20 protein-coding genes and 3 pseudogenes are annotated in these 24,091 nt (G+C 67.8%); 12 read left to right on the top strand and 11 right to left on the bottom strand.

The window, feature by feature from the left end; genetic code table 11:
• The first annotated feature begins 401 nt into the window (after window positions 1-401).
• The 4 genes and pseudogenes from ACRXBZ_RS37725 (at window position 402) to ACRXBZ_RS37710 (ending at window position 4,841) form a co-directional block, all read left to right on the top strand.
• Window positions 402-1,721: a PucR family transcriptional regulator gene (locus ACRXBZ_RS37725; RefSeq protein ID WP_433883156.1), complete on the top strand. Its 1,320-nt coding sequence runs from the start codon at window positions 402-404 to the stop codon at window positions 1,719-1,721.
• A complete protein-coding gene (locus tag ACRXBZ_RS37720; RefSeq protein ID WP_433883155.1) occupies window positions 1,718-1,909 on the top strand; it encodes a helix-turn-helix domain-containing protein in 192 nt (63 codons plus the stop codon). The genes ACRXBZ_RS37725 and ACRXBZ_RS37720 overlap by 4 nt, the downstream gene beginning before the upstream one ends.
• Window positions 1,910-2,035: 126 nt before the next feature.
• Complete coding sequence (locus tag ACRXBZ_RS37715; protein WP_433883154.1) at window positions 2,036-3,883, top strand: hypothetical protein; 1,848 nt, start codon at window positions 2,036-2,038, stop codon at window positions 3,881-3,883.
• 68 nt (window positions 3,884-3,951) lie between these two features.
• A pseudogene (locus ACRXBZ_RS37710) lies at window positions 3,952-4,841 on the top strand (IS982 family transposase).
• Window positions 4,842-5,371: 530 nt separating this feature from the next.
• Here the strand turns inward: ACRXBZ_RS37710 and ACRXBZ_RS37705 are convergent.
• Window positions 5,372-6,142 (bottom strand): LamB/YcsF family protein, encoded by a 771-nt coding sequence (locus ACRXBZ_RS37705; RefSeq protein ID WP_433883153.1) that lies wholly within the window; start codon window positions 6,140-6,142, stop codon window positions 5,372-5,374.
• A gap of 335 nt (window positions 6,143-6,477) precedes the next feature.
• On the opposite strand from ACRXBZ_RS37705, the pseudogene ACRXBZ_RS37700 reads away from it, so the two are divergent.
• The 5 genes and pseudogenes from ACRXBZ_RS37700 to ACRXBZ_RS37680 form a co-directional block, all read left to right on the top strand.
• Window positions 6,478-6,597 (top strand): annotated as a pseudogene (locus ACRXBZ_RS37700) (allophanate hydrolase); the annotation flags it as partial.
• A gap of 83 nt (window positions 6,598-6,680) precedes the next feature.
• The gene (locus ACRXBZ_RS37695) at window positions 6,681-7,565 is read left to right on the top strand and encodes a carboxyltransferase domain-containing protein (protein WP_433883152.1); all 885 of its coding nucleotides are present in this window, start codon (window positions 6,681-6,683) and stop codon (window positions 7,563-7,565) included.
• Between the two features lie 30 nt (window positions 7,566-7,595).
• On the top strand, window positions 7,596-7,835 hold the full coding sequence (locus ACRXBZ_RS37690; RefSeq protein WP_433883151.1) for an acetyl-CoA carboxylase: 240 nt from the start codon (window positions 7,596-7,598) through the stop codon (window positions 7,833-7,835).
• Window positions 7,832-7,954, top strand: a pseudogene (locus ACRXBZ_RS37685) (biotin carboxylase N-terminal domain-containing protein); the annotation flags it as partial. The gene ACRXBZ_RS37690 and the pseudogene ACRXBZ_RS37685, both read left to right, overlap by 4 nt.
• An 83-nt stretch (window positions 7,955-8,037) precedes the next feature.
• Window positions 8,038-8,841, top strand: coding sequence for an ATP-binding protein (locus tag ACRXBZ_RS37680; RefSeq protein ID WP_433883150.1), 804 nt, complete (start codon window positions 8,038-8,040; stop codon window positions 8,839-8,841).
• Between the two features lie 187 nt (window positions 8,842-9,028).
• On the opposite strand, the gene ACRXBZ_RS37675 is transcribed toward ACRXBZ_RS37680, so the two are convergent.
• Both ACRXBZ_RS37675 and ACRXBZ_RS37670 read right to left on the bottom strand, forming a co-directional pair.
• Window positions 9,029-10,207 (bottom strand): pyridoxal-phosphate-dependent aminotransferase family protein, encoded by a 1,179-nt coding sequence (locus ACRXBZ_RS37675; protein WP_433883149.1) that lies wholly within the window; start codon window positions 10,205-10,207, stop codon window positions 9,029-9,031.
• Window positions 10,208-10,608: 401 nt separating this feature from the next.
• Window positions 10,609-11,496: a LysR substrate-binding domain-containing protein gene (locus ACRXBZ_RS37670; RefSeq protein WP_433883148.1), complete on the bottom strand. Its 888-nt coding sequence runs from the start codon at window positions 11,494-11,496 to the stop codon at window positions 10,609-10,611.
• Between ACRXBZ_RS37670 and ACRXBZ_RS37665 the strand changes: the two genes are divergently transcribed.
• A complete protein-coding gene (locus ACRXBZ_RS37665) occupies window positions 11,414-11,800 on the top strand; it encodes an Imm1 family immunity protein (protein ID WP_433883147.1) in 387 nt (128 codons plus the stop codon). The genes ACRXBZ_RS37670 and ACRXBZ_RS37665 overlap by 83 nt on opposite strands.
• A gap of 869 nt (window positions 11,801-12,669) precedes the next feature.
• Window positions 12,670-14,823, top strand: coding sequence for an MFS transporter (locus tag ACRXBZ_RS37660; RefSeq protein WP_433884092.1), 2,154 nt, complete (start codon window positions 12,670-12,672; stop codon window positions 14,821-14,823).
• 96 nt (window positions 14,824-14,919) lie between these two features.
• Here the strand turns inward: ACRXBZ_RS37660 and ACRXBZ_RS37655 are convergent, their stop codons facing one another.
• The 8 genes from ACRXBZ_RS37655 to kdgD all read right to left on the bottom strand — a co-directional run bounded on the left by ACRXBZ_RS37655 (window position 14,920) and on the right by kdgD (window position 22,988).
• Complete coding sequence (locus tag ACRXBZ_RS37655; protein ID WP_433883146.1) at window positions 14,920-15,210, bottom strand: pyridoxal-phosphate dependent enzyme; 291 nt, start codon at window positions 15,208-15,210, stop codon at window positions 14,920-14,922.
• Between the two features lie 148 nt (window positions 15,211-15,358).
• Window positions 15,359-15,832: a RidA family protein gene (locus ACRXBZ_RS37650; RefSeq protein WP_433883145.1), complete on the bottom strand. Its 474-nt coding sequence runs from the start codon at window positions 15,830-15,832 to the stop codon at window positions 15,359-15,361.
• A complete protein-coding gene (locus ACRXBZ_RS37645) occupies window positions 15,829-17,484 on the bottom strand; it encodes a M24 family metallopeptidase (RefSeq protein WP_433883144.1) in 1,656 nt (551 codons plus the stop codon). Before ACRXBZ_RS37645 ends, ACRXBZ_RS37650 begins: the two co-directional genes overlap by 4 nt.
• A gap of 25 nt (window positions 17,485-17,509) precedes the next feature.
• Entirely contained in the window at window positions 17,510-18,289 is a 780-nt protein-coding gene (locus ACRXBZ_RS37640) for an ABC transporter ATP-binding protein (RefSeq protein ID WP_433883143.1), read from the bottom strand.
• 19 nt (window positions 18,290-18,308) lie between these two features.
• Window positions 18,309-19,334: an ABC transporter substrate-binding protein gene (locus ACRXBZ_RS37635; RefSeq protein ID WP_433883142.1), complete on the bottom strand. Its 1,026-nt coding sequence runs from the start codon at window positions 19,332-19,334 to the stop codon at window positions 18,309-18,311.
• Window positions 19,335-19,348: 14 nt separating this feature from the next.
• The gene (locus ACRXBZ_RS37630) at window positions 19,349-20,209 is read right to left on the bottom strand and encodes an ABC transporter permease (RefSeq protein WP_433883141.1); all 861 of its coding nucleotides are present in this window, start codon (window positions 20,207-20,209) and stop codon (window positions 19,349-19,351) included.
• A gap of 204 nt (window positions 20,210-20,413) precedes the next feature.
• Window positions 20,414-22,027, bottom strand: a complete 1,614-nt coding sequence (locus tag ACRXBZ_RS37625; protein WP_433883140.1) for an aldehyde dehydrogenase (NADP(+)) — start codon at window positions 22,025-22,027, stop codon at window positions 20,414-20,416.
• A 34-nt stretch (window positions 22,028-22,061) separates the two neighbouring features.
• Window positions 22,062-22,988 carry a 5-dehydro-4-deoxyglucarate dehydratase gene (kdgD, locus tag ACRXBZ_RS37620; protein WP_433883139.1) on the bottom strand — a complete coding sequence of 309 codons (927 nt, stop codon included), beginning with the start codon at window positions 22,986-22,988 and terminating at the stop codon, window positions 22,062-22,064.
• Window positions 22,989-23,099: 111 nt separating this feature from the next.
• Between kdgD and ACRXBZ_RS37615 the strand changes: the two genes are divergently transcribed.
• Window positions 23,100-24,029, top strand: coding sequence for a LysR family transcriptional regulator (locus ACRXBZ_RS37615; RefSeq protein WP_433883138.1), 930 nt, complete (start codon window positions 23,100-23,102; stop codon window positions 24,027-24,029).
• The last annotated feature ends 62 nt before the right edge of the window (window positions 24,030-24,091 follow it).

Below are 24,091 nucleotides of genomic sequence, written 5' to 3'. Positions count from 1 at the left end.
TCCAGCATTCAAGCCAATCGAGCGACACCCTCCCGCCACACCAAACCAGCCTCGCAAGGCCGCTCGGCAGACCCTGTTCGAGGAGATCGGTATTCCTGACGGTCTCGATCCACGGGCGTCGTCCCGTCGGCGCTTCGCTAATCCGACGGGGCGGCGGTCAGCAGCGCACCATGACCGTCCACAATGCACCCGCGCCGCACCCGATCCTCCAACACGGGCTGCATTGGACCACGCCCTGGCTACCTTGGTGCGGAAGTGGTCAGAAGTGAGCCGTGTGGGCTCTGTGGTGGGGTTTCATCGAAGTCCTCGCCGTCCCGGGTGGACTGACGGTATGGCGTAGAGCCGGTGCGCTGACCGAGGATGGCCAGGTAGTGGACGATGTCCCTTGCGTGGGAGGATCAATGCGACCGACGATGCGCTGGTTGCTGGGGCTGCGCGGATTACGGCTTCGGTCGTTAGTGGATGCCGATGTCGACCGGCCCAACCGGTGGGTTCACATCAGTGAGCTGGAAGACCCGGCGCGTTTCTTATCCGGCGGTGAGCTTCTCCTCACAACCGGAAAAGGCATGGCAGACGTCGAATGGGACGCCTACGTCCGATGCCTCGTGGAACGCGATGTGGTAGGTCTGGGGTTCGGGATCGGCGTGGCCCATACGCACGTGCCCCCGCCGTTGATCGAAGCCGCGTCTCGCCGGGGACTGCCGCTGCTGTCGGTTCCCGAGGAGACTCCGTTCATCGCGATCAGCGAGGCTATTGCGGAGGAGATCGCCCGCCTGCAGGAACGGGCGCTCAACAGCGCGTTGGAGGCGCAAAGCGACCTGATTCGTGCCGCGTTGTCCGCGCGAGGCCCAAGAGCAGTGCTTGTTGAGCTTGCTGAGGCACTTGATTCGTGGGTGCTGCTCCTGGACACGGAGACGAGGATCCGTTACGCGGTGCCCACCGCGGCACGCAGGCGCGCTGCGCGAATCCGGATGGATTTGGATTCACTCGGGTTGGACGTTCGTACTGGCGCGGCATCGCTTTCGGTCGGCGGGGACCAGGCTGCGGTGCTGCCGATCGATGTGCGCGGGCGGGTCCAGGGCTACGTGGTGGCCGGTCGGACCACGCCCTTAACGCCGGTCGAGCGTTCGGTGCTTACCGGGGCGATGGGCTTGCTGTCCCTGGACCTGGTGAGTGAGCAGGAGGCGAACGAGGCTGAACGACGAGACCGGCGCGCGGTGCTACAGCTGGTGCTAGGAGGTCACGCCGCTCTCGCTGAAGAGGCGGCGGACACGCTCGCGGTAACTCTCCCGCCCGGCCCCGCGCGGATCGCGGTGCTCGGCTGTTCCCGCGAAGCGCTTGGTGATCTCCTCGCGGCGGCTGAGGAGCAGCATGGCCTCATGCAGTCGGGAGCGTTGGTCGCGCAGTACGACCGGCGGAGCGTACTGATCTTGCTTTCCGTCGCGGAGGGGGATCTCCAGGCTTTGGAGGAAGTGCTTCATCGCGTTCCTGGGGCGCGAGGGGTAGCCAGCGAAGGAGTGCAGCTTGCCGACGTCCCCGACGCGTTGCGGCGCGCACGCTCGGTTTACTTCGGGACCTCGAAAACGGAGTGGCTCCTGCTCGCCAGGGATGTCGCGACCGCAGGTCTGTTGGCCCAGTTGGACAACCCGGGGCCCAGGGCTGGGCCGCCGCGCTACTGGAGCCCCTTGATCGCCACGCACAACGGTCCAAGCTGGATTTGATCTCGACTCTGCGGGTCTTCCTGGCGAACAACGGCCTCGTCGATGTCTCGGCCACGGAGCTCGGTATCCACCGGCACACGCTGCGCTACCGGCTCAGGCGAATCACGGAACTGCTCGACTGTTCGCTAGATGATCCCACAGCTCGCGCCGAGCTGTGGCTAGCGCTGCGCATGCGCGAGCTCAGCTAAGCCGGCGTCGCCGCTACTGGCCAATCGGGACAACTCCCGATCGGATTTTCGCCCTGGCGCGCATGGTTACGCCTCCTCATAGATCGGACTCTTTCTCCACCTTCCGTCAGACCGAGGAGGCCTTTCATGACAAGGGCGCAGGGGCGAGCCGAGCTCGACATCTCCTACGAAGATGATCCCCGCGTGGTGCGGGAAGCCGCGACCGAGGACTACTCAATGCATGTGGTTCCCCGCTCGTGGCGAAGTGGACGTCTATCGCTGTCCATGACGTGGGCTGCCTTGTTCAGCGCGATGTTCTGGTTGGTCGTCGCGGCGTCGGTGGCGCGGACGGTGGGCACGCGGGACGCGCTGATTGGAATCGCATTGGCGGTTCTGACCCATGGTGGTGTGAACTTCGTGCTGTCCCGGTACGCGAACCGGACAGGACTGACGGTCGCGCTGATGTCGCGGCGCCTGTTCGGCTATTTCGGTGCCGCGCTGGCTCCACTGATCTTCGCCGCGACCGCGATCTACTACGCCGTCTTCGAAGGTTCCGTCGTCGCCGTGGCCCTCGAGCACTACTTCGGTGGGCTGGCCCTCCGATGGTGGTACCTGATCGTCGTGCTCTACAGCATCCCCTTGGTCTTTGGGGGCGTCCGCGTTTGGCTGGACAAGTTCAATGGCGTCCTGCTGCCGTTCTACGTGCTCGGCTTGGTGGGCGCCGTGGCGTGGGCCGGGTCGCAGTATGGATTCAGCGCTGACTGGTTGCACGCCGTGCCATCACAGCCGGTGCAAGTTGCCGGTCCCGGATGGGTATTCGGAACGGCCGCATTCGACGACTCGACATCACGTGAGGCGGTGGAACGCTACGTCGCCACGATCCGGCACGACGCACCGTACACGCGCGGCGGCAGCAACATCGACTACATCGTGGAGAACAGCAGCTTGTCCGGCCCGGAGGAGCTCTACTCCACCGTTACCGGGGTGTCCTGTCCTGGTGGACCGCGTTCACGGGGTTCTTCCCCGGCCTGCCGTTCCTATTCCCGCTGCATCCCGGCAAGGAGCTGTTCGCCCCCAAGTACAACCCGCCGCGGGCCTGGACCGCGGAGGGCGCGGTCGGCATCGGGGGCTCGGGAACCTGGCGGAAACGACATCAACGGGCACCGCATCGGCGCTCGGACGGCCCGCGAGGCCATCGTGAGCCACGAAATCATCCGCCGGTCTCCTGACGAGCATGCGTTGGAAGTGCTCGATGCCGGGATCCAGACGACCGTCCAGGACTGGCCCGGACGGCGCGGGATGCGGCCTCGGGGTTTCTTCCCCTCGGGTCCTATGGACCACTTCGCCGCGCGAGTGGCCAACGTCCTCGTCGGCAACGCCGGCGGTGCCGCGGTGCTGGAGATCCCGGTCGGGAGGTTCAGCGCGCGCGTGGGTGCCCCCGGGCTGGTCGCCCTCTGCGGAGCCGAAGGAGCAACCCCGTCGCTCAACGGCATCGAGGTTCCCCTGTGGGAGTCTTTCGAGGTTTGCCCCGGCGACTTGGTGAGCTGTTCACGCGCCAAAGGCCCTGGGTTCCGGCTCAATCTGGCTTTCTCTGGTGGTTTCGCGGTTCCCGAGGTATTCGGGTCCCGTTCGACTCACCTCGTCGCCGGCGTGGGCGGGATCGATGGCCGAGCGCTCATCCGGGGCGACGTACTCACCACCGGCACGCCGAAGGCCCGGGCGATCCGCAGGGCCAGGCTTCCGCAGTCGTTGCGCCCGACCTATCCCGAGCACTGGGAGATCGACGTCATGCGGGGCCCGCACACTGACCCCGAGTTCGTGACCGAGCAGGACTGGGCGGATTTCGTCTCGGCAGCATGGCGGGTGAGCATGAACTCGGACAGATCGGCCACCCGCCTCAACACCCACCATTTCCAGTGGTCACGGACGGACGGAGGGGCTGCGGGCGGCCATCCATCGAACGTGCCCGACTTCAGCTATCCGCTAGATGATTGATTCCGTGAAGATCACGTGAAGGGAGGGCCGGTGAGCGGGTAGAGGAGGAGGGTGTTCAAGATCAATGTGTGAGCAAAGAACTAAACACCCTCCTGACCGCACTCTACGTGCTCGTCGACGACCACGTTGTTCCCGCCCGCACAGGGCGAGGTCGTCAACCGCTACTCACGGACAGTGAGCTCATTACGCTGGCCGTGGCCCAGGTCCTGCTGCGCTACCACGGGGAGCGTCGCTGGATCCGGCACATCCATAGTGATCCGCAGTGGCGCGCCATGTTCCCGTATCTGCCGAAACAGTCCGGCTACAACAAGCGTTTACGTGCGGCGGAACCGTTGCCGCGTAGGCAGTCTGGACCGTGGCTGCGTGCTGCCCGTCCTGGTTCGACGACCTGTGGATCACCGACGCCACCCCTGTGCCCTGCGGGATGTCCCGCGAGACCGTCAAGCGCTCCGACCTCGCCGGACACGCCGGCTACGGGTACTGCGCGTCACACGCCCGCTGGTATTGGGGGCTCAAGCTGTACCTGGTGTGCAGCGGGGATGGGGTACCCATCATGTGGTGCCTGGCCAACCCCAAGATCGGCGAACGCGAGGTGCTGGCCGCGCTGCTCGACCACAACCACCACCTCATCCGCGACGGCCAGATCCTGCTGGCTGACAAGGGATTCTCCGGCAAGGAGTTCAAGAATCTCACCGAGCAGATGACGCTGCGTTTGCTACGCCCGGACCGCAAGGACGAGACCTACCGCAACGGCAACCTCGGCGGAGTGCGCCAGTGGATCGAGTCGGTCAACCAGACCCTCAAAGCCCAACTCGGCCTCGAACAACACGGCGGACGCACCCCAGCAGGCGTGTTCACCCGCATCGCCCAACGCCTACTGGCCATGACCGCCGCCATCTGGCACAACTGGACAACCGGCGCGACCAGCAAACGATCACTCATCGCATTCGATCACTAACACCAACTTCACGGAATCAATCATCTAGGTGGTATCCACATCAACGGCGACACGCCGATGATCCTCGGCCCCGACGGGCCGTCTTCGGGCGGCTTCGTCGTGATCGCCACCGTGGGTCCACGCCGCGCTCTGGAAAACCGGCCAGCTCCGACCGGGCCGCGACACCGTACGGTTCCGGGAGGTCGGGATCGAGGAGGCACATGCCCATGCCGCTCACACCGAGTACGCCCTGGACCCGCGGCATCTCGAAACGCTATGACCTGCTCACGAGGCTGTCTTAAATGTTGCGGCTCGAAAGTGGTTTGCGTGGCGGTGCGGGTAGCGGAACCTCAGAGGCCTTCTCACTGCGGGATCCCCGACATCATGAATGCCCAATTCACCGCGTCGGGGCTGTCCTCGCGAGAAGGACCCCTGAGAACCCGCGGCGGTGCCAGTTGAGTCCCACACCGCAAGCGGCTGCCGCCGCTTATAAAACACGTCCTAGCACTTAGCCCACCCTCGCCACTCTCACCGAGCCTGAAAGCAGGCTCTCAGGGACGATTTGCGATCACCTCGGCCATGGGCGCCACCGTGACGTCAGCCGCGCTGAATCGCTGCCGGACTGCCTGGGCGATCTCGATCGCGTTCGGCCGGTCGCCGTGCAAGCAGATGGTGTCGGCGTCCACTGGCAGAGTCTTCCCACTGGTCGAGACCACTTCGCCCGCAAGGATGGCCATGGCCTTCTCGGCGCAGTGCTCGGGAGACTTCGCGACCGGATCGGGCTCGATGATGATGTGGCCGTCATCGTCGTAGTCCAGGTCGGCAAAAGCTTCCCGAGCCACCCGCACGCCACGTGCTGCAACCTTCTCGGCGGTCGGGCCCGCGAGCAGGACCAGGATCAGCTCCGGGTCGACCGCGGTAAGCACCTCGGCAATGGCATCGGTCACTTCCGGCTCCCGGATGGTCAACCCGTAGAAGGCACCGTGCGGTTTGACATGCGTCAGGGCGATCCCGAGCGAGTCGGCGAAGCTTCGCAGGGCGCCGAGCTGGTACAGACATGCATCAGCGGCTTGTTGCGGGGTCATCGCGAGCGCTCGCCGACCGAACCCGACCAGGTCGGGAAATCCCGGATGCGCCCCGAGTGCGGTTCCGTGCGACTTGGCCAGCCCGGCCGAGCGGCGCATGGTCGCCGGGTCGCCCGCATGCCACCCGCAGGCCACGTTGACCGACGACACCAGCGGCATCAGGCGCGCATCGTCGCCGAGCCGCCAGCGGCCGAAGCTCTCCCCCGCATCGGCATTGAGATCGATCAATTTCTTCATGCCCACTCCGTTTCGTCAAAGCCCACCGGTCTACCTGAAAGCAGAGCCACTCCTGTGGCCACAGTGCCGCATCGACACTTTGAGCACAGTGTTGGCACGCGCACCGCCCAGCAGAATCAGCGGTTCGGCCACATTTGCCCCATGCTTTTGTCCAAGTCGGCCAGTGGCCGACGACTGCGGTGCGGGTTCACAGTGACCCCCATGCCCCGTGAGCCGATCAGGCAGCGGGCGTGACTGATTGGAGAGAAGCTGTGGCAACGGCATCGCTGGAGCTGCCGCCTGCGCACTACCATTTCGGCGCGGACGAGTTCGTCTTCGTTGAGATCGCCCAGGCGATGAGCCTGGAGGCGAACTTCAAGGCCATGACCATCACCGCCGCGTTGCGCGATCAGCACCTCGACGGAATCGTCGACATCTGTCCGTCGAACGCGTCGTACATGATCCGGGTCGACCCCGACCGTCTCCACCCCGCCGAACTGGTCGAGCATCTCCAGGGCTTGGAGCGATCCACCACGGGGACCACGTCCTGCACACGCGGGTGGTCGACGTCCCCGTACTCTTCGACGACCCGTGGACCCGGGAGACGCTGCTGCGCTTCCGGGACCGTCACCAGGACCCGGATGCCACCGACCTGGAATACGCGGCGCGCATCAACGGCTTCGAAGACGTCCAGCGGTTCATCTCGGCGCTTTCCGGAGCGCCCTACATCGTGACCATGATCGGCTTCGTTCCCGGCCTGCCGTTCTGCTACCAGCTCGTGTCACCGGATCGCCAGATCGAGGTACCGAAGTACGTGCGGCCCCGCACCGACACTCCCGAACGCGCATTCGGCTTCGGTGGCGCATTCGCCGTGATCTACCCGGTGCGCGGCGCCGGCGGATACCAGCTGTTCGGACTCGCGCCCGCCCCTGTGTTCGACCTGTCTCAGACACTGCCGGACTTCGCCGACAGCATCGTCTTCCCCAAGCCTGGCGACGTGCTGCGCTACCGCGCGATCGACCAGACGGAGTTCGACCAGGTCCGCACCGAAGTGGAAAGGGGCACGTTCCGGTACCGGATACGGGAGTTCGAGTTCAAGCCGGCCGAGTTCCTCGCGGACCCGGACGCGGTCATCGACTTCGTCGAACGAGAGCAACCCGCCGGCGCCGGAAGCGACCCGGCGAACGTCGTCGACCTCGGTTATCCGATCGGGTCGATCCAGGTTCCCGGTGGCGACGAGCCGATCGTGCTGCTCAACGACGCCGTGACCGGTGGAGGCTACGCGACAATCGCCACGGTCATCTCGGCCGACCGGGACATCTTCGGCCAAGCCAAGACAGGAGACCGAGTTCGTTTCGTCTCCGTGGACCTGGAAACGGCACTCGCCGCACGGAGCCAACGCCGGGAGCGCCTCGAACGCCTCCGCGCCACGCTCACCCCCTGACGAAGCCCGACCAACCCGCACAGGAGAGTCATGCCTACCATCAAGGCCCCGATGCCCGGCGTGTTTTACCGACGCCCGTCCCCCGACGCCGACGCCTATGTCGCCGAGGGAAACTCGATCGCTCCCGGTCAAACCATCGCGCTCATCGAGGTGATGAAGACCTTCAACGAGGTCAAGGCCGACGAGCAGGGTACCTTCTCGCGGTTCCTCATCGAGGACGGTGACGAGGTCTCGATCGGCGACGACATCGCGGAGGTGGAATCCGCATGAGCGCCCTGACTCGCGTTCTCGTCGCCAACCGAGGTGAGATCGCGCTGCGCGTCATCCGGGCGTGCCACGAGGCCGGTATCGAAGCCGTTGCCGTGTACTCCAAGTCCGACGCGAACTCGCGCTGGGTCCAGCTCGCTGATGCGTCCGTATACATTGGCGGGTCACCGGCCGCCCAGTCGAGTCGCCGGACCGGCTCGCCGACGTGTTCGCCACCGCAAAAGCGGAGGCCAATGCGGCCTTCGGCGACGACACGATGTACTTGGAACGCGCTCTTGCCCGGGCCCGGCACATCGAAGTGCAGGTCTTGGCCGACGACCGGGGAAACGTCGTGCACGCCTACGAACGGGACTGCTCGGTCCAGTGTCGCAGGCAGAAGCTCATCGAGGAAGCACCCGCACCCGATCTCGATGCGGCCACCCGGCCGGAAATCTGCGCTGCCGCCGTACGTCTTGCCGCCCACGTCGGATACCGCGGCGCAGGCACCGTCGAGTTCCTCCTCGACGAAGACGGCTCCTTCTACTTCATGGAAATGAACACGCGCATCCAGGTCGAGCATCCCATCACCGAATGTGTCACCGGGATCGACCTGGTTGCCGAGCAACTGCGCATCGCGCAAGGCGAAGCATTATCGGTCCGGCAGGACGAGATCTCCCTGCAAGGCGCCGCAGTCGAGCTGCGGATCAATGCCGAAGACGCTGAGAACGACTTCGCACCCACACCTGGAGAGCTAACCCGTTTCGACCTGCCCGGCGGGCCGGGAGTCCGCATCGACACCGGTTTCGTCACCGGAGACCGCATCAGCCCGTTCTACGATTCCATGATCGCCAAGCTCATCTGCTGGGGTACCGATCGGGAACAGGCGTTCGCGCGCGCTGAGCAGGCGCTCGGCGAACTCCAGGTGCAGGGAGTGCCCACGGCCCGTGCTCTTTACGGCAGCCTGCTTGCCTGCCCGGAACTGCGCAAGGGCAATGTCCACACAAGTTGGTTGGAGGCTTGGCTTGAGTGACTCGCAATACCTTTCCCGAGCCACACCTCCCTTCGACCGCGCCGGCCAACGTCAGGTGAATGAGGCGAACGGACCGTTCGCGCCACCTACCGACGCGAACGGTCCGTTCGCCGCACACCAACAACCCACGGCTGCCGTCCGGTGCGGCGGGCGGGCCGGGGAAACGGACCGGCAGCAAATCGTCCGGTTATTCGGCGCACCACGCCGCGAGGAAGTCCCGCGTGGGGTCGGTCGCGGCCCGCACGCCGAGAGCGTTGAGCTCGTAGGCGATCGCGGCGATGGTGTGCAGTTGCGGCCCCGGTCGGGCCGACTCCGCCATGTGCGCGATCCGGATCACGGTGGCGGCGTCGCCGTCCATTCCGCCCGCGATGTGCACACGGTGCCGCTGCGCCAGCCGACGGCGCAGGGTCCGGGCGTCGATGCTGCCCGGCAGCCGGAACGCGCCGACGGTGCTCGACTCCGCACCCGGCGGCGCCACCGGATGCATCCCGAGTGCGGCCATCGCCGCGCGCAGGCCGGCACCCGTGCGGCGGTGCCGTTCCCACCGTTCCTCGATGCCTTCCTCCGCGGTCAGTTCGAGCGCGCGGCGCAGCGCGACCACCAGGTTGGTCGGCATGGTCCACGGCAGTCTGCGGTATCCGGACTTCAACCTGCCGCCCTGCTCCCCGGGAACCCACTGGTCCCACCACCGGAGCAGGTCGAGGTAGTAGCCGAGCGGCCGTCTGCGGCCTTCGATCTCGCCGCGGGCGCGCTCGCTGACCGCGACGAAGGCCAGCCCGGGCGGCGCGCCGACCGACTTCTGGGCCGCTGAGGCGCACAGGTCGATGCCGAGGTCGTCGAAGTCGATCGCGGTCCCGCCGAGTGAGGACACCGCGTCGACCAGCAGCAGCCCGTTCCGCCGGTGCACCAGGTCGGCGTATTCGGCCAGGTCGTTGACCATGCCGGTGGACGTCTCGTTGTGTACGACGCCGAGAACGGGCCGGTCGTGCCGGTCGAGTTCGGCCTCGATGTCGCGCACCGCCAACGGCTGGCCGGAATCGTGCTTGAGCTCCACGACCCGCATGCCCAGCGACCCGCCGATGGCGGCCATCATGCGGCCGAACGTGCCGTTGGCCGGGACCACAAGAGGACGGTCGACGGGGTCCGCGCTGGCCAGCGCGGACTCGACGGCGCCCCGGCCGCTCGCCGGCAGCACCACGACTTCGCCCCCGGTGCCGTAGCTCTGCTTGAGCAGTTCGCAGGTCTCGTCCATCAACTGGGCGAACTCGGCGCTCTGGTGGTACATCGGCGGGGCCGCGAGTGCTTGGATAACCCGGTCGTCGACCAGGGTCGGGCCTGGCTCCATCTGCAATGCCATTGCGGTCATGGGGAATTCCTGTGCGTTCGAGGTCGAGTGAGTCGATCAGGAGCTGATGGCGCGGATCCGCTCGGCTGGTACGCCGTGGGCGCGGAGATTGCCGGACTCCTGCTCGCGGGCCAGCAGGAAGCGCTTGCCGTTCCGGTCCGCGATCACGGGCGCAACCATCTTCGGCGCGTCCATTCGGATACCCGGGGGGTGAGCAACTGCTTGATCGGATCGAATCCGAATTCGCGCTCGATTTGCGCACAATCGCTGATGACCCGCACCGGGCACTCCTCATTTTGCGCCGCAGAAACCGTTCCAGGTGGAACTGCTGACGTCCGGTCAATGCGGACACAACGCTAGGCGAATCGGTTTCGGAATGTCCAATGCTTCGTTTGGAAGTTCCGATTCAACGATTGAATCGATCACCCGTGCTTCAAATAATCGAGCAGCGCGGCAAGCGCGGGGTTGTCGTTGTCGCGTCTCCAGACGAGGCTGAGTTCCACCTGGCTCGACTCGGGCAGCTCAACAGATCTGAAGACGACCTCCGGATAGCGGAGCTGGGTGGCCCCAGCTGGGACCAGGGACAGCCCAAAACCGGCGTTGACCAGCGCCAACACGGAGTGGATCTGGCTCAGGTAGTGCGAGAAGACCGGGGCGCATCCAGCATTTCTAAAAATGCTGGTGAGCAGGTCGTGGAAATACCTGGATTCCGCTGGTCGATACATGATTACGCTTTCTCCGTCGAAATCGGCGACGGTGAGCGGTTCCGGCGATTTCGCGAACGCATGGCCCACCGGAATAGCGGCGACCAGCTGTTCCCGCAAGTAGATTCGCGAGTCGAGATCGTGCCGCCGGACGGGAGGGCGGACCATCATTCCGAGGTCGAGGCTGCCGTCGGACAGCGCCTCCAGCTGTTCGTTCTTCACCATTTCGCGCAGGATGATCTCGACCCCCGGCAGGTTCTTCCGGACCACGCCCAGCACCGCACCCAGGGTGCGGTAGGCGCTGGCCGCGGTGAAACCGAGTGCCAGGCTGCCGATCTCCCCGGTGGACGCCGAGCGGGCCATCCGCGCGGCCTGCTCGGCCTGGCGGAGCAGGCGCCGCGCCTCCGGGAGGAAAGCTCGGCCTGCCCTGGTCAACCGGATGGCGCGGTGGCTGCGGTCGACGAGCTCGACGCCGAGCTCGTTCTCCAGCAGTTGGATCTGGCGGCTCAGCGGCGGCTGGGTCATGCGAAGTCGTTCGGCGGCGCGTCCGAAGTGCAGTTCCTCGGCCACGGCTACGAAGCCGTTCAACTGGAACAGTGAGAACATGTTCTCCTTCGTCGTCCGCCGGGGAGCAACTGCCGGACCCACCCGGCCGCACCCATGGTGTTCGACCCGATACGGAGCATGGTCGGGGCGCTGGGCGCGGTTCCCTGAGCCTGCCCGACGGGGCCCGGATAGTCGAGCGAACGGCACCAATACGGAGCCCGTTGACTACTGGCTGGGCGGGCTTCACCACACGCCGATGGACGCGCACACGGAGGTACCGATCGAGCTCGTTCTACGGGCCATCGCCGAGTACGTACGCACTGGTGAGCGCCCGACGTGTGTTGAGTGGATTCCGGCGCGCTAACACGACGTAGAAAACGCCCCCGGTCTCCCCGCGAAGCGAGCAACAACACGGGAGACCGGGGGCGTTCTCACTAACCGAGGATGAAGTCGGACCTATTCAGAGCCTTGACAATTGGAATTCCGTTGATCTCCTACGCCTCGTAATCAATCGAATGGAGACGGCGGCCAAACAGGTGAACTTGCACAAAGTGGACACCCGAGAGCGCAGGCCAGCAAGGCTATCCCAAGATCAAATTAATGACCTTGTCGTCGCTCTGGCGTCTGCCGGATGGACCGCTCAGACCAACGAAAGTACCGCCAAAAGGGACGGTTCAGAGTCAACCCACGCACACTAGTCGGACAGGCGTGCACGGTCGGTAACTGAGGCGAACCTCCCACTCGATCACGAAGGTCAATGGGTGACAACCGTCGTTGGTTGGTATGGACTCGCCGTCACGGATAGCTGGGGAGTCACGTCATCGATCGAGTGGGAGGATCGCCGTTATGGCCAGCATGCCGCCGCCGTCCGAGAAAACAGAGTGCGGACCCGGCGGTGAAGCCGAATTCGGGTACGTCGCGACGAGCTCGGACGATCTTCTGTTCCGACTCGGACTCGCCGACGACCGGTCGCATTGTGTTGATCGCTCGCCAGGGTCCGGCCGGGGTGGTGTCCGATCCGATCGAGCTCGACCGCGAACGTCTGAGCGCGGTTCGCCACTTGCTCAGCGACGCGGATACCGCGCTCGCACGCATGGCGGCGGCAACGGCTCTGAACTGAATGCGAACGCCCCCGTCGGCGGCTACGGCGGGGGGCGCTCTTGATCTTCAGCGGGGACATGTCGGGGACACGCGGGGACATACCGGGGACACAACAGAGGCAGATCAGGGCCGATCCGGACCGCCGTATCCCGACGCCGTTCGGGCTGGTCAGAGCCCATATCCGGCGATCCGCGCTGGTCACAGATCCGGAGCAGTGAGAAGTACGACTACATCATCTACGGCACTGCAGCCGCGCTCGTCTTCCCGCACCTGTTCTTCCCCGAGTCCTCCGAGGTCGCCGGCACGCTCGCCGCGTTCGCGACCTTCGCCGCCGGGTTCCTCGTCCGGCCGATCGGCGGGGCCATCGCCGGGCACTTCGGGGACCGGGTCGGGCGCCGGAAGATGCTCATGATCACGGTGCTGGTGATGGGCGGCAGTTCCACCATCATCGGTCTACTGCCGACCTACAACCAGATCGGGTACTGGGCAGCCGTACTTCTGGTAATCATGCGGATGGCCCAGGGCCTGGCGATCGGCGGCGAGTGGAGCGGCGCGATCCTGCTCGCCATCGAGCAGGCCAAGGGCGGGAAGAAAACCGGGCTGCTGGGCAGCTTCCCGCAGGCCGGGAACGCCGTCGGCCTGCTGCTCGCGACCGGGAGTTTCACCCTGGTGTCGTCGCTGTCCACCCAGGAACAGCTGCTCGGCTGGGCATGGCGGCTGCCGTTCCTGGCCAGCGTGGTGCTGCTGGTTGTCGGTCTGGTGCTGCGCTCGTCGCTGACCGAGACCCCGCAGTTCGAGAAGCTCGTGGAGAGCGGGGCCGGGCCGGAGCGCCTGCCCCTGCTCACCGTGCTCCGCTCGCAGCCACGCAACTTCCTGCTCTCCATGCTGTCGCGGCTCGGCGTGGACATCAGCTTCTACGTGTTCACCGTCTACTCGATCAGCTATGGCGCGACCGCACTGGGCCTGCCGTCGAGCACGGTGCAGATCGGCCTGTTCATCGGCGCCGGTCTCGGGATCTTCACCGCCCCGCTGTTTGGTTGGTTGGCCGACCGCTTCGGGGTGCGTCAGACCTATGTGCTCGGCCTGGCCTTCATCGGGTTGTTCGCCTCCCCGTTCTTCGCGATGCTGGGCGTCCGTAACACGGTGGTCACCTGGATCGCACTGGTGCTGGCGTACGCGGTTGGGATCATGGCGGGATGGGCGCCATTCGCGGCCTTCCTCTCGCGCCTGTTCCCCGCCCGGGTGCGCTACAGCGGCACCGCGTTCAGCTTCCAGCTCGCCGGCATCCTCGGTGGCGCATTCGCCCCCACGATCGGTGTCGCGCTATACGCGGGATTCGGCACCCCCGTACGCCGTCGCGAGCTACCTCGCGCTCGCCTGTGCGATCAGCATCATCTGCTCGCTGCTGGTCCGGTTCGTCCCGGACGACGACGTCGAACAGATCGGGGAAAGGGCCTCATCCCACGCCGAGGCATAATCCTGATCGAAACACCCGACAGGAGGAGCAGTGTCATGAGCGCCAAGGACGAGAAGTCCCCGGAGTCGTTGACGGACCGGGTCTTCGCGGTGCTCCTGGCGTTCGTCGACGCCCCCGAGCTGGGCATCAGCGACATCCACCGGCGCACCGGACTTGACAAGAGCGTCGTGCACCGGATCGTGCGCAGCGCGGTCGCGCACGGCGTCCTCGTCCAGAATCCTCAGACCCGGAGTTACAGCGTTGGACTCCGGGCCTGGGAAATCGGTCGTGGCTACGGCGGCGCCGACCGGGTCGTCGCCCTGGCCACGCCGGTGCTGGAGGAACTCAGCAAGGAACATCAGGTCACCTGCTACCTTGGGCGCCTCGACGACCTGGAGATCGTCTACCTTGCCTTGATCGACAGTCCCGGGCCCATCCGGATCGTGCAGGAGGTCGGCGGCCGGGTTCCCGCCACCACGACAGCGGTTGGCCGGGCCCTGCTTGCCGAGCTTGACGACGCCGAACTCCACAGGCGTATCGACGGCCGCGTGGCCCCTGCCGACCAGGAGCGGCTGCTCGCCAAGATCGCGGAGAGCCGCGCCGTCGGAACCGCAGTCAACCGCGGCGAGTTCACCACCGGGGTTGCCTCGGTGGGTGCGCTCGTGCCCAGCACCACCACTCCCGAGCCCATCGGGATTTCCGCCGCGTTCCTGCTGTTCGACGACAACGAGGGCATGTGGACCTCTCTGCCCCCCGCTGTACAGGAGGCGGCCGCGCGCATCGCGCGCGATCTCGACGGGCGACCAGTCTCCCGAAAGGACCAACGATGACCGGCATCGACATCGATGACCAGACCTATGGCCGGTCCAGGACATCGTTCGGCCGGCCCCTCGCCGCGTGACTGTCGGCGCGCTGACAGTCGAGCCTCAGCCGTCGCCGAACTCCGCGAAAAGGGCAGGCAGCCCACCGGTGTGCACGAAGACAATGCGGCCGTCCGGGCCCCTCAGGCCCGACCGCACATGGTCGAGTAGGCCGGCGAATCCCTTGCCGGAGTAGATCGGATCCACGAGAAGCCCCTCCCTCCGGGCGAGCAGCTCGATCGCCTCCTGCGACGCCTCGGACGGGATCCCGTACGCCGGGCCGACGTAGGAGGTGTCGTTCACGACCGGCCCGGCCGTGATGTCCGAGTACCCCAGCGCGCCGGCCGCCGCCGACACGAGATCGGCGATCCCGCGCTCCGGAATTTTCTACCGATGGGAATCGGCCTGCGGGGAGCTCCCCGGCCGCTCGCCGGGCCGCGCCTGGCTGCTGCGCGATCCCGTGCATCGCGCAGCAGCCAGGCGGTCGGACCTCGCCCGGACCTCTTTAGGCGCGTACGGCGACCGTGGCGTCGAGCTCGACCAACGCGCCCTGCGGCAGGCCGGGCGCCGGAAGCGCAGTCCGGGCGTGCCGGCCGGCGTCACCGAGAACGTCGATCAGCAGTTGCGATGCTCCGTCGACCACCTCGGGCTGGTCGATGGCATCGGCCGTGCTCGCCACCCAGGCGTTGAGCTTGAGCACCCGCACCACGTTCTCCAGGCCGACCGCGTCGTCGATGCGGGCGAGCAGGTTCAGGGCGCTGACGCGGGCCGCGGCGATGCCCTCGGCCACCCCGATACCGTCGCCCAACCGACCCCCGAGGATCTCGCCCCCGCCCGTGCGGGAGATCTGCCCGGAGACGTACAGCAGCTCGCCGGCCCGGACGACGGGTTCGTAGGCGTACTTCGGCGGGCCGAGCACGGGGAGCTCCAGGGACAGCTCGGCGAGCCGGCGGCGGACTTCGGTTCCGGCGGCGCTCATCGCTTGCTCACCACGTACGTCCGGTCGCGGCCGACGTACCAGAGGTCCTCGGTGCCGATCGCAACGTTGTCGTACCGCCAGGGGATCTCGGCGGCGCCGTACGACCCGACCTGCAGGACATGCTTGTAGCCGGGCCGCAACTCGTTCGCGAACGACTCCTGCTTGCCCATGAGGTGGCCGACGTTGCGCTTCCGGTACTCGGTGTCGAAGTCGATCTCGGTGCCGAGCATCCCGATCTCGCGCATCCGGTCCAGGTGCGGCGCCAGGTAGCGCAGGGTTCCCTCGTGCACGTCCTCGCACACCACGCCCGGTCGCAGCTGGCCGATGATGCCCTCCCGGACGACGTCGAAGAAGAACGCGTAGGCCTCCTTCCCACCCTCGGTGCGGGGCAGCGACCGAGCCATGTCGGAGGTGGCGACGGTGACGCCGTCGGCGACGACCCGAACGCCGGCGTCGAGCTGGATGCAGGTCGTGTCCTGGTTGATCGGGAAGTCCACCGGGGGCCCGGGGAAGAGCATCCGGTTCGACGAGTGCAGGTTCGTGAAGTACGGCTCGATCGCGAACGGGATGTCGTGGGTCGTGCGGAACTCGGTGATCTTGTCGAGGTAAACGGCGTGGATGTCGAGCTCGGTGAACTCGCGGCCGTCGTCGATGCCGTGCTCGGCCCAGGCGAGCGCGGCCTCGATGGCGGACACGCTGGCTCGCGCGGCGATGACCTGGAAGGCGAGGTCCTCGTGGTCCCGGACGTCGCGCCAGTGGCCGAGGTCGGTCGAGACCCCGACCAGTTCGGCCCCCGCGCGCTCCAGCTCGCGAGCGAGGCCGATGCCGACGAACTCCTCCTCGACACCGGTCCGCGTGCCCGGGCTCAACTCCGCGACGGCGGCCCCGACCGAGGGGTACTCGCCGATCGGCGCCCCGGGAACGTCCGGGGTGCCGCTGGGCGCGAGCACGACCAGCCGCTCGGCCGCGGGCAGCCACACCGCGACGGCGCCCGGCGGCTGGGCATGTCCGGTCACCTCGGTGTAGTTGGGGGTGGCGGCGAGGAGAACCGCGTCCAGGGCACGCTCGTGAGCCAGCGCGGTCAGCGCCGAGAACCGGGTGTCCTCGGCAGCGGAGAGCTCGTCCGCGAGCCCGTCGAGGTGCTCGACCCCCTCGATCAGCCGGCGTGCGACCTGCACGCCCTCGGCCCGCCAGTCGGCGAACCGGGCGAGCACCGACGCGGTGTCGATCTCGTATGCGACCACCGGAACCGGGTCCTGGTCGTCGGCGGTCACCTCCAGCGTCCCGGCGTCGGAGAAGACACGGTGGTGTGCGAGGACGACGTCCGCGGCCAGGTGCACCCGGCCGTCCGCCGCCAGGTCCGCAACCAGGCTGGTCAACGATTCCGCGGCTGGGGAGTCCGCAATGATCCGCGGGTCGATCGTGACCCACGGCGCGTAGAACCGGATCTGGTCCGCTGGGACGCCGGCCGAGAGTGCGTTGCCCTGCTCCTGCTGACGGACCAGCAGGAAGCATTCGTCGCCCCGCTGCGCGATCAATGGCGCGACCAGCGGGTGAGAGTCGAGGCGGATCGCGGAGAACAGCAGGCTCCGGCGAGCGTCGAGGCCGTAGCGCTGCTCGACCTGTGCGGCGTCGGCGGTGAGGTGCAACATGACGTTCCTCCCGGTGTCGGTGTGGTCAGCTGATGCCGGCGATGACGCCGATGTGCGACTCGATCTCGGTCGCGTACTCGGAGAAAGCCGGGGAGAAGCGGTGCTCCTTGTCGCGGGGGCGCGGCAGGTCGATCTCGATGTCGGCGACGATGCGACCCGGCCGGTCCCCGAGCACGACGACGCGGTCGGCCAGCCACACCGCCTCCGGAATGCTGTGCGTGACGAAAAGGACGCTGCAGCCGGTGGTGCGCCAGATCCGCTGGATCTCGAAGTTCATCGAGTCCCGGGTCATGGCGTCGAGCGCGCCGAACGGCTCGTCCATCAGGAGCAGCTCGGGGTGCGACACCAGCGCCCGGCAGATCGCGACCCGCTGCTGCATGCCGCCGCTGAGCTCGTAGGAGTAGCGGGTCGTCCGGTCTCCCAGCCCGACCATGTCGAGCAGCTCCCGGGCGTAGCGCTCGGCCTCGCCCGTGCGGGTGCCGCGGAACTCCAGCGGCAGCAGCACGTTGTCCAGGTTGTTGCGCCAGGGCAGCAGCACCGGGCTCTGGAACACCATCGCGATGTCCTCGAGCCCCTCCTTGATCGGCCGGCCCTTGACCAGGATTTCGCCCTCGGTCGGGTCCTGGAGACCGGAGATCGTCTTCAGCAGCGTCGTCTTGCCGCTGCCGGACTGCCCCACGATCGAGACGAACTGTCCAGGCTTCACGTGGAAGTCCAGGCCCTGCAGGACGGTGTTGTCCTCCCCGTCCCGGGAGCGATAGGTCTTCCCGACGTTGTTCACCGAGATGGCGTGCTCGTGGTTCATCTGACTCTCCGTCCTGCCGTCACGGCGCCTGGATGGCATCGCCGCGGTGCAGCGGTGCGAGGTAGGCGTTGCTGTACACGTCTGCGGGGGTGAGGCGGGCGTCCGGTTTCAGCCCGAGGAACTGGTGCGCGACGTCGATCATTTTCTGGACGCCCGCGTCGTCCATCACGCCGTACTCGTCCGCCGCCGCGCCGGTGCCCCAGTTCAGGTCGCATTGCTCGTTGATCGCTAGGACAACGGTCCTGTCCTCGTAGCCGCTGACTTCCTTCTGGAAGTCGTGCGCCGCCTCCTGCGGGTGCCCGCAGGCCCAGAGGAACCCCTTCTGCATCGCCCGGTTGAACCGCTCCACCTGGCCGGGGTTCGTCCGCAGCTTCTCGCCGGAGACGATGATCCCGTTCCCGTAGAGATCGATCCCCAGGTCCGACCACTTAAGCACGACGGCCTTGCGACCGAGCGCGTCGATCGCCGGCTGGTCGGACACGTAGAGGGCGAGGTTCGCGTCCCATTGTCCGGCCAGCAGCCCCGGGATCTTGGCGGCACCGGTGGCGTGCACGACGTTCACGTCATCCTTGGACAGCCCCAACTTGTTCAGCGCGTACGGCCACATCGCGGGCATCGCGCCGGCCGCCTCGGTCGCGACCGTCTTGCCGCGCAGGTCCTCCCAGCCGTCGATGCCGGTACCGGCCAGCGCGACGACGGCGTAGGCGGAGCGGGCCTGCACCAGATTGACCTGCTTGATGTCGGCGCCGCGGGCCCGGCTCGTGACGGTGACGCCGAAGTCGGCCCAGCCGACGTCGACCTTGCCGGTGTCCACCGCGGTGACGGTGTTGCCGGAGCCCGAGCCAGGCATGACGGTGAGGTCGATGCCCTCCGCCTTGAAGAAGCCACGCTCGACAGCCGAGATGAACGGCGCGTGCTTGGGCAGCCAGCTGACGTCGAGCATCAGCGACATCTGGTCCCGGCCAGTGCCGCCGCCGCAGCCGGCGAGGGTCAGCAGGAGGACGGCCCCGAGCGCGACGGCGGTCGTGCGGATCGAGTGACGCATGCGAGTCCCCGCCCTCACTTGGTGTGCTGCTTCCACGGCACGAGCTTGCGTCCCGCGACGTCGACGATGAAGAACAGCGCCAGCGCGATCGCGGCGAGCACGATGAACGCCGCGAACATCGACGCGAGGTCGACCTGGCTGTTCGCCAGCATGATCACGTAGCCGAGGCCCTTCGAACCGGCGATGAACTCACCGACCACCGCGCCGCCAACGGCCAGCGAGATCGAGATCTTGGCCCCGGAGAGGATCGACGGGATCGCGTGGATGAACTCAATCTTCGTCATCTTCTTCCACTGCGAGGCCTTGTTGATCCGCGCCAGCTCCTGCAGCTCGTGCGGCACCGAGCGGAGCCCGTCATAGGTGTTGATGACCAGCGGGAAGAAGGCGATGGCCATCGCCACGAACGCCTTGGACTCGAAGCCGAACCCGAACCAGACGATGAACAGCGGTGCCAGCGCGACCTTCGGGATGGTGTCGATGGCGATGAGCGCCGGGTAGAGAAAGCTCCGGATCATCGTCGAGTAATGCAGCGCGGCGCCGCAGAGCACGCCGAGCGCGGTGCCGAGCGCGAACCCGGCGAGCGACTCCTGCAGCGTGATGAACGTGTTCTCCGCGAAGTAGCCGGGGCGCTCGGCCAGCTCGACGAACGCCGAGATCGGCCCGACCAGCAGGTACTCCGGCGGGTCGAACAGCGCGACGACGAGCTCCCACAGCGCGAACAGGCCGATGATGCCCGCGATGGCCTTGACCGCGGCGGCGACCGAGTCGCGACGCGGTCCCCGCCGGCGCGGGCGCTGCTCACCGGGTCCGGCCGGGGTGGCCGGAGCCGGGGCGGATCGCCCGCGGTCCTTCGCCTTGATGTCAGGAGTGACCACGTCGAATGCTCCCTTCGGGGTAGTGAACGGCGTCGGGCTCGTGCCCGCGGCCGCCGGAACGGGTGGGATCGCCCGGCACGGCCTGGAGCGTCCTCGATGGCGGGGATGGTGTCATGCGTTCCTCACAGCGTTGTGAAAGATGCGCGGTTGTGAAAGGTGCGCGGCCGTGGCCGCAGCGGGAGTGGTTCCGGGTTGGCCCGCGTCTCAGCCGGCGGCGAGCGGCTCCCGTCCGGTCTCGCCGTCGGTCCGCCGCCACAGACGGTCCGGGTTGCCGTCGGCTAGGTCGGCGGGGAGCAGCGCGGCCGGGACGTCCTGGTAGGCGACGGGCCGCAGGAACCGTTCGATCGCGAGGGTGCCCACCGACGTGCTGCGTGGATCGGTCGTGGCGGGGAACGGGCCGCCGTGCACCATCGCGTAGCCGACCTCGACCCCGGTGGGCCATCCGTCGAACAGGATCCGCCCGGCCCGCTCCTCCAGCAACGGTAGGAGCCTGTGGGCGAGTTCGTGGTCGGGGGCGTCGGCGTGCACCGTCGCGGTCAGCTGGCCCTCCAGCGCGGCGACGGCTGCGGTCAGCTCGGTGACGTCCGCACACCGGACGAGCAGCGACGTCGCGCCGAAGACCTCGGTCTGCAGCTTCGGGTCGGCGAGGAACCGGTCGCCGGCCACGGTCAGCAGCCGGGCACGACCGGCCGCAGCGGTGCCGTCCCCACCGCCACGGGCGAGTTCCACCACCCCGGGCAGGGCGGCCACCGCGTCACCGGCGGCGGCGTAGTTCTCGGCGATCCCGGTGGTCAGCATGGTGGCGCCGGTGTCGGCGGCCACGGCCTCCGCGGCGGAGTCGGCGAACGCGTCGAGCCCCGGGCCCTCGACCGCCAGCAGGAGGCCGGGGTTGGTGCAGAACTGCCCGGCGCCGAGGGTGAGCGACCCGGCGAAGGCGGTGCCCAGCTCGGCACCCCGAGTGGCCAGTGCGGCGGGCAGCAGCAGCACCGGGTTGATGCTGCTCATCTCGGCGTACACCGGGATCGGCACCGGCCGCGCGGCGGCCGTCGCGGCGATCGCGAGCCCGCCGGCACGGGAACCGGTGAAGCCGACCGCCTTGATCCGCGGATCGGCCACGAGCTGCGCACCGATCTCCGTCCCGCTGCCGACCAACTGGGCGAAGACGCCCTTCGGCATCCCGGTGTCGGCGGCCGCGTCGGCGATCACCCGCGCCGCGAGCTCCGCCGTCCCGAGATGCGCGGAGTGGGCCTTGACGACGACCGGGCATCCCGCCGCGAGAGCGGAGGCGGTGTCGCCGCCGGCCGTGGAGAACGCGAGCGGGAAGTTGCTCGCGCCGAACACGGCGACCGGGCCCAACGGGATCCGGCGCTGCCGAATGTCGGCCCGCGGCAGCGGGGAACGGTCGGGCCGTGCGGGGTCGATCCGGGCGCCCTGCCACGTTCCCGCACGCAGCTCGGTCGCGAACAACCGCAACTGCCCGCTGGTGCGGCCGACCTCGCCGGTGAGCCGCGGGACGGGCAACGCGGTCTCGGCGTGGGCCCGTTCGACCAGGTCGTCCCGGCGCTCGTCGAGCAGATCCGCGATGCGCTCGAGGAAACCGGCTCGCCGGGCGGCGGGGATCTCCCGGTAGACACCGAACGCCGCTGCGGCCAGCGCGCAGGCCTGCTCGACCTGCTCGCCCGCCGCGGCCGGGTACCCGGGCTCGAGCGCGGCCCCCGTACGGGGGTCGGTGGATCGGACGTCCTCGCCGGTGCCGGTCACCGGCTCGCCACCGATGATCATTGCGCCGGTCGGGCCGGTCATGAGGGGAGCAGACATGCGCGTCCTTCCGCGTCGTCGTCGTGAGCCGTGATCAGGCGGTGACCGACCGCGACACCGCGATCACCTCGGAAAGCAGGGCGCGCTCGCGATCGTCGAGATCGGTCAGCGGCGGCCGCACCGGACCGGCCGAGTGCCCTGTCAGGTCCAGGCCCGCCTTGACGATGCTCACCGCGTAGCCCGGCTTCCGGTCGCGGATGGCGGTGTAGGGCAGCACGACCTCGTCGAGCAGCCGCTGCACGGTCGCCCGGTCTCCTGCCCGGACGGCGGTGTAGAAGGTCAGTGCGAACTCGGGCAGGAAGTTGAAGATCGCCGAGCTGTAGGTCGTCACACCGAGTTCGAGGTAGGGCAGCGCGTAGGTCTCCGCCGTCGGCAGCCCGCCGATGTAGACGAGGCGATCGCCGAGCCGGGAGTGGATCCGGGTGATCGTCTCGAGGTCACCGACCCCGTCCTTGAAGCCGATCAGGTTCGGGCAGGTCTCGGCTAGCTGGGCGACGGCCTCCGCGCTGTACACCGCGTTGGCCCGGCTGTAGATCACGACACCCAGCGAGGTGGCCTCGCAAACCGCGCGAACGTGCGAGACGAGACCGTCCGTCGAGGCCTCGGTCAGGTAGGGCGGGAAGAGCAGCACCCCGTCCGCCCCGGCCGCCTCGGCGTCCCGGGCGAAGCCGACCGCCTGGGCGGTCCCGTGCCCCGCCGGGGCCAGGATCGGGGTGTCCTCCGGCGCGCTCTCGACGGCGGCGCGGACGACATCGCCCACCTCCGCGGGCGTCAGCGAGAAGAACTCACCGGTCCCACCGGCGGCGAACAGGCCGGCCACCTCGTACTTGGCGAGGCGGACGATGTTGTCCCGGTACGCGGTCTCGTCGAACGCGAGATCGCGGGTGAAGTGAGTGACGGGGAAGGACAACAGCCCCGAGCCGAGACGCTGCGCGAGCTCGGTGGGAGCGATGGCGGGCATGGGCGGGTTCCTCCTAGGCGGTAGGCGACAGCAACCGGCGACGAGCCTAAGAAGCAGCAAGGATGCCTGTCCAACACTTCTTTCGTATTAACTGATGCTTAGACTGAATCGGTGTTTACCTTCAGTCAACTGGAGAGCTTCGTCGCGGTCGCCGAGACGCTCCACTTCGGACGGGCCGCCGAGCGGCTCTCCATGACCCAGCCGCCGCTGACCCGGCGGATCCAGCTCCTGGAGCGCGAGCTAGGTGTCGAGCTGTTCGACCGGGCCGGGCGGACGGTGCGGCTCACGGCGGCCGGACGCGCGTTCCTGGCCGACGCGCGGCGAATCCTCGGCCTGTCCACCCAGGCAGCGCTCGCGGTCCGCCGGGTGCCGACCGGCGAGGTCGGGACGGTGGCGCTCGGATTCACCGCCTCGGCCGCCCACTCCGTGCTGGACGCCGTGGTGGAGGCCGTACATTCGCACCTCCCCGGCGTCGACCTGGTGCTCCGCGAGCGGGTCTCCAGCACGCAACTGGAGGAGCTTCGCTCCGGCGAGCTGAACCTCGCCCTCGTCCGCCCGCCGGTGCCCGTCGGCCTGTCCGGGCACCTGCTGCATCGGGAGGCCTTGCTGGCAGCTGTCCCGGCGGGCCACCGGCTCGCGGATCCCGCCCGGGCCCTGCACCTGCACGATCTCGACGGCCAGCCGTTCGTCATGTATTCGCCCACCGAAGCCCGGTACTTCCACGAGGTGCTCGTCGGCGTCTTCCGCGGTGCCGGGATCGCGCCGCGCTACGTCCACCACCTCAGCCAGGTGCACACGATCCTGGCGCTGGTACGAGCCGGGCTGGGGCTCGCCCTGGTCCCGCAGGCGGCGACCGCACTCGGCCTCGACGGCGTCGTCCTGCGACCGGTGGAGGGCATCGCCGGAGAACCGGTCGAGCTGGTCGCCGTCTGGCGGGCGAACGACGAGAACCCCGCGCTGCACGCCGTGCGCGACATCGTAATCGCCGCGACATCGGACGAGCGACGGGAACGCCCACCCGACGGCGACCGCCCCGCATAAAGTGCTGCTCGCGCGCCCACGGGGCAGCCAGGCTAACCGGGCCCGATGGAAACCCAGGTAAG

The organism is Saccharopolyspora hattusasensis (genome assembly GCF_050972075.1).
Taxonomy (GTDB): domain Bacteria; phylum Actinomycetota; class Actinomycetes; order Mycobacteriales; family Pseudonocardiaceae; genus Saccharopolyspora; species Saccharopolyspora hattusasensis.
Note: the sequence above shows the minus strand (reverse complement) of the source record. Positions and strands in the feature narration are given on the sequence as shown.

Excerpts from the sequence above, each read along its gene's own strand:
- ACRXBZ_RS37725 (WP_433883156.1), top strand. The coding sequence starts at position 402 with ATGCGACCGACGATGCGCTGGTTGCTGGGGCTGCGCGGATTACGGCTT.
- ACRXBZ_RS37715 (WP_433883154.1), top strand. The coding sequence starts at position 2,036 with ATGACAAGGGCGCAGGGGCGAGCCGAGCTCGACATCTCCTACGAAGAT.
- ACRXBZ_RS37705 (WP_433883153.1), bottom strand. The coding sequence starts at position 6,142 with ATGAAGAAATTGATCGATCTCAATGCCGATGCGGGGGAGAGCTTCGGC.
- ACRXBZ_RS37690 (WP_433883151.1), top strand. The coding sequence starts at position 7,596 with ATGCCTACCATCAAGGCCCCGATGCCCGGCGTGTTTTACCGACGCCCG.
- ACRXBZ_RS37675 (WP_433883149.1), bottom strand. The coding sequence starts at position 10,207 with ATGACCGCAATGGCATTGCAGATGGAGCCAGGCCCGACCCTGGTCGAC.
- ACRXBZ_RS37665 (WP_433883147.1), top strand. The coding sequence starts at position 11,414 with ATGCGAAGTCGTTCGGCGGCGCGTCCGAAGTGCAGTTCCTCGGCCACG.
- ACRXBZ_RS37670 (WP_433883148.1), bottom strand. The coding sequence starts at position 11,496 with ATGTTCTCACTGTTCCAGTTGAACGGCTTCGTAGCCGTGGCCGAGGAA.
- ACRXBZ_RS37650 (WP_433883145.1), bottom strand. The coding sequence starts at position 15,832 with ATGAGCGCCGCCGGAACCGAAGTCCGCCGCCGGCTCGCCGAGCTGTCC.
- ACRXBZ_RS37645 (WP_433883144.1), bottom strand. The coding sequence starts at position 17,484 with ATGTTGCACCTCACCGCCGACGCCGCACAGGTCGAGCAGCGCTACGGC.
- ACRXBZ_RS37640 (WP_433883143.1), bottom strand. The coding sequence starts at position 18,289 with ATGAACCACGAGCACGCCATCTCGGTGAACAACGTCGGGAAGACCTAT.
- ACRXBZ_RS37635 (WP_433883142.1), bottom strand. The coding sequence starts at position 19,334 with ATGCGTCACTCGATCCGCACGACCGCCGTCGCGCTCGGGGCCGTCCTC.
- ACRXBZ_RS37625 (WP_433883140.1), bottom strand. The coding sequence starts at position 22,027 with ATGTCTGCTCCCCTCATGACCGGCCCGACCGGCGCAATGATCATCGGT.
- kdgD (WP_433883139.1), bottom strand. The coding sequence starts at position 22,988 with ATGCCCGCCATCGCTCCCACCGAGCTCGCGCAGCGTCTCGGCTCGGGG.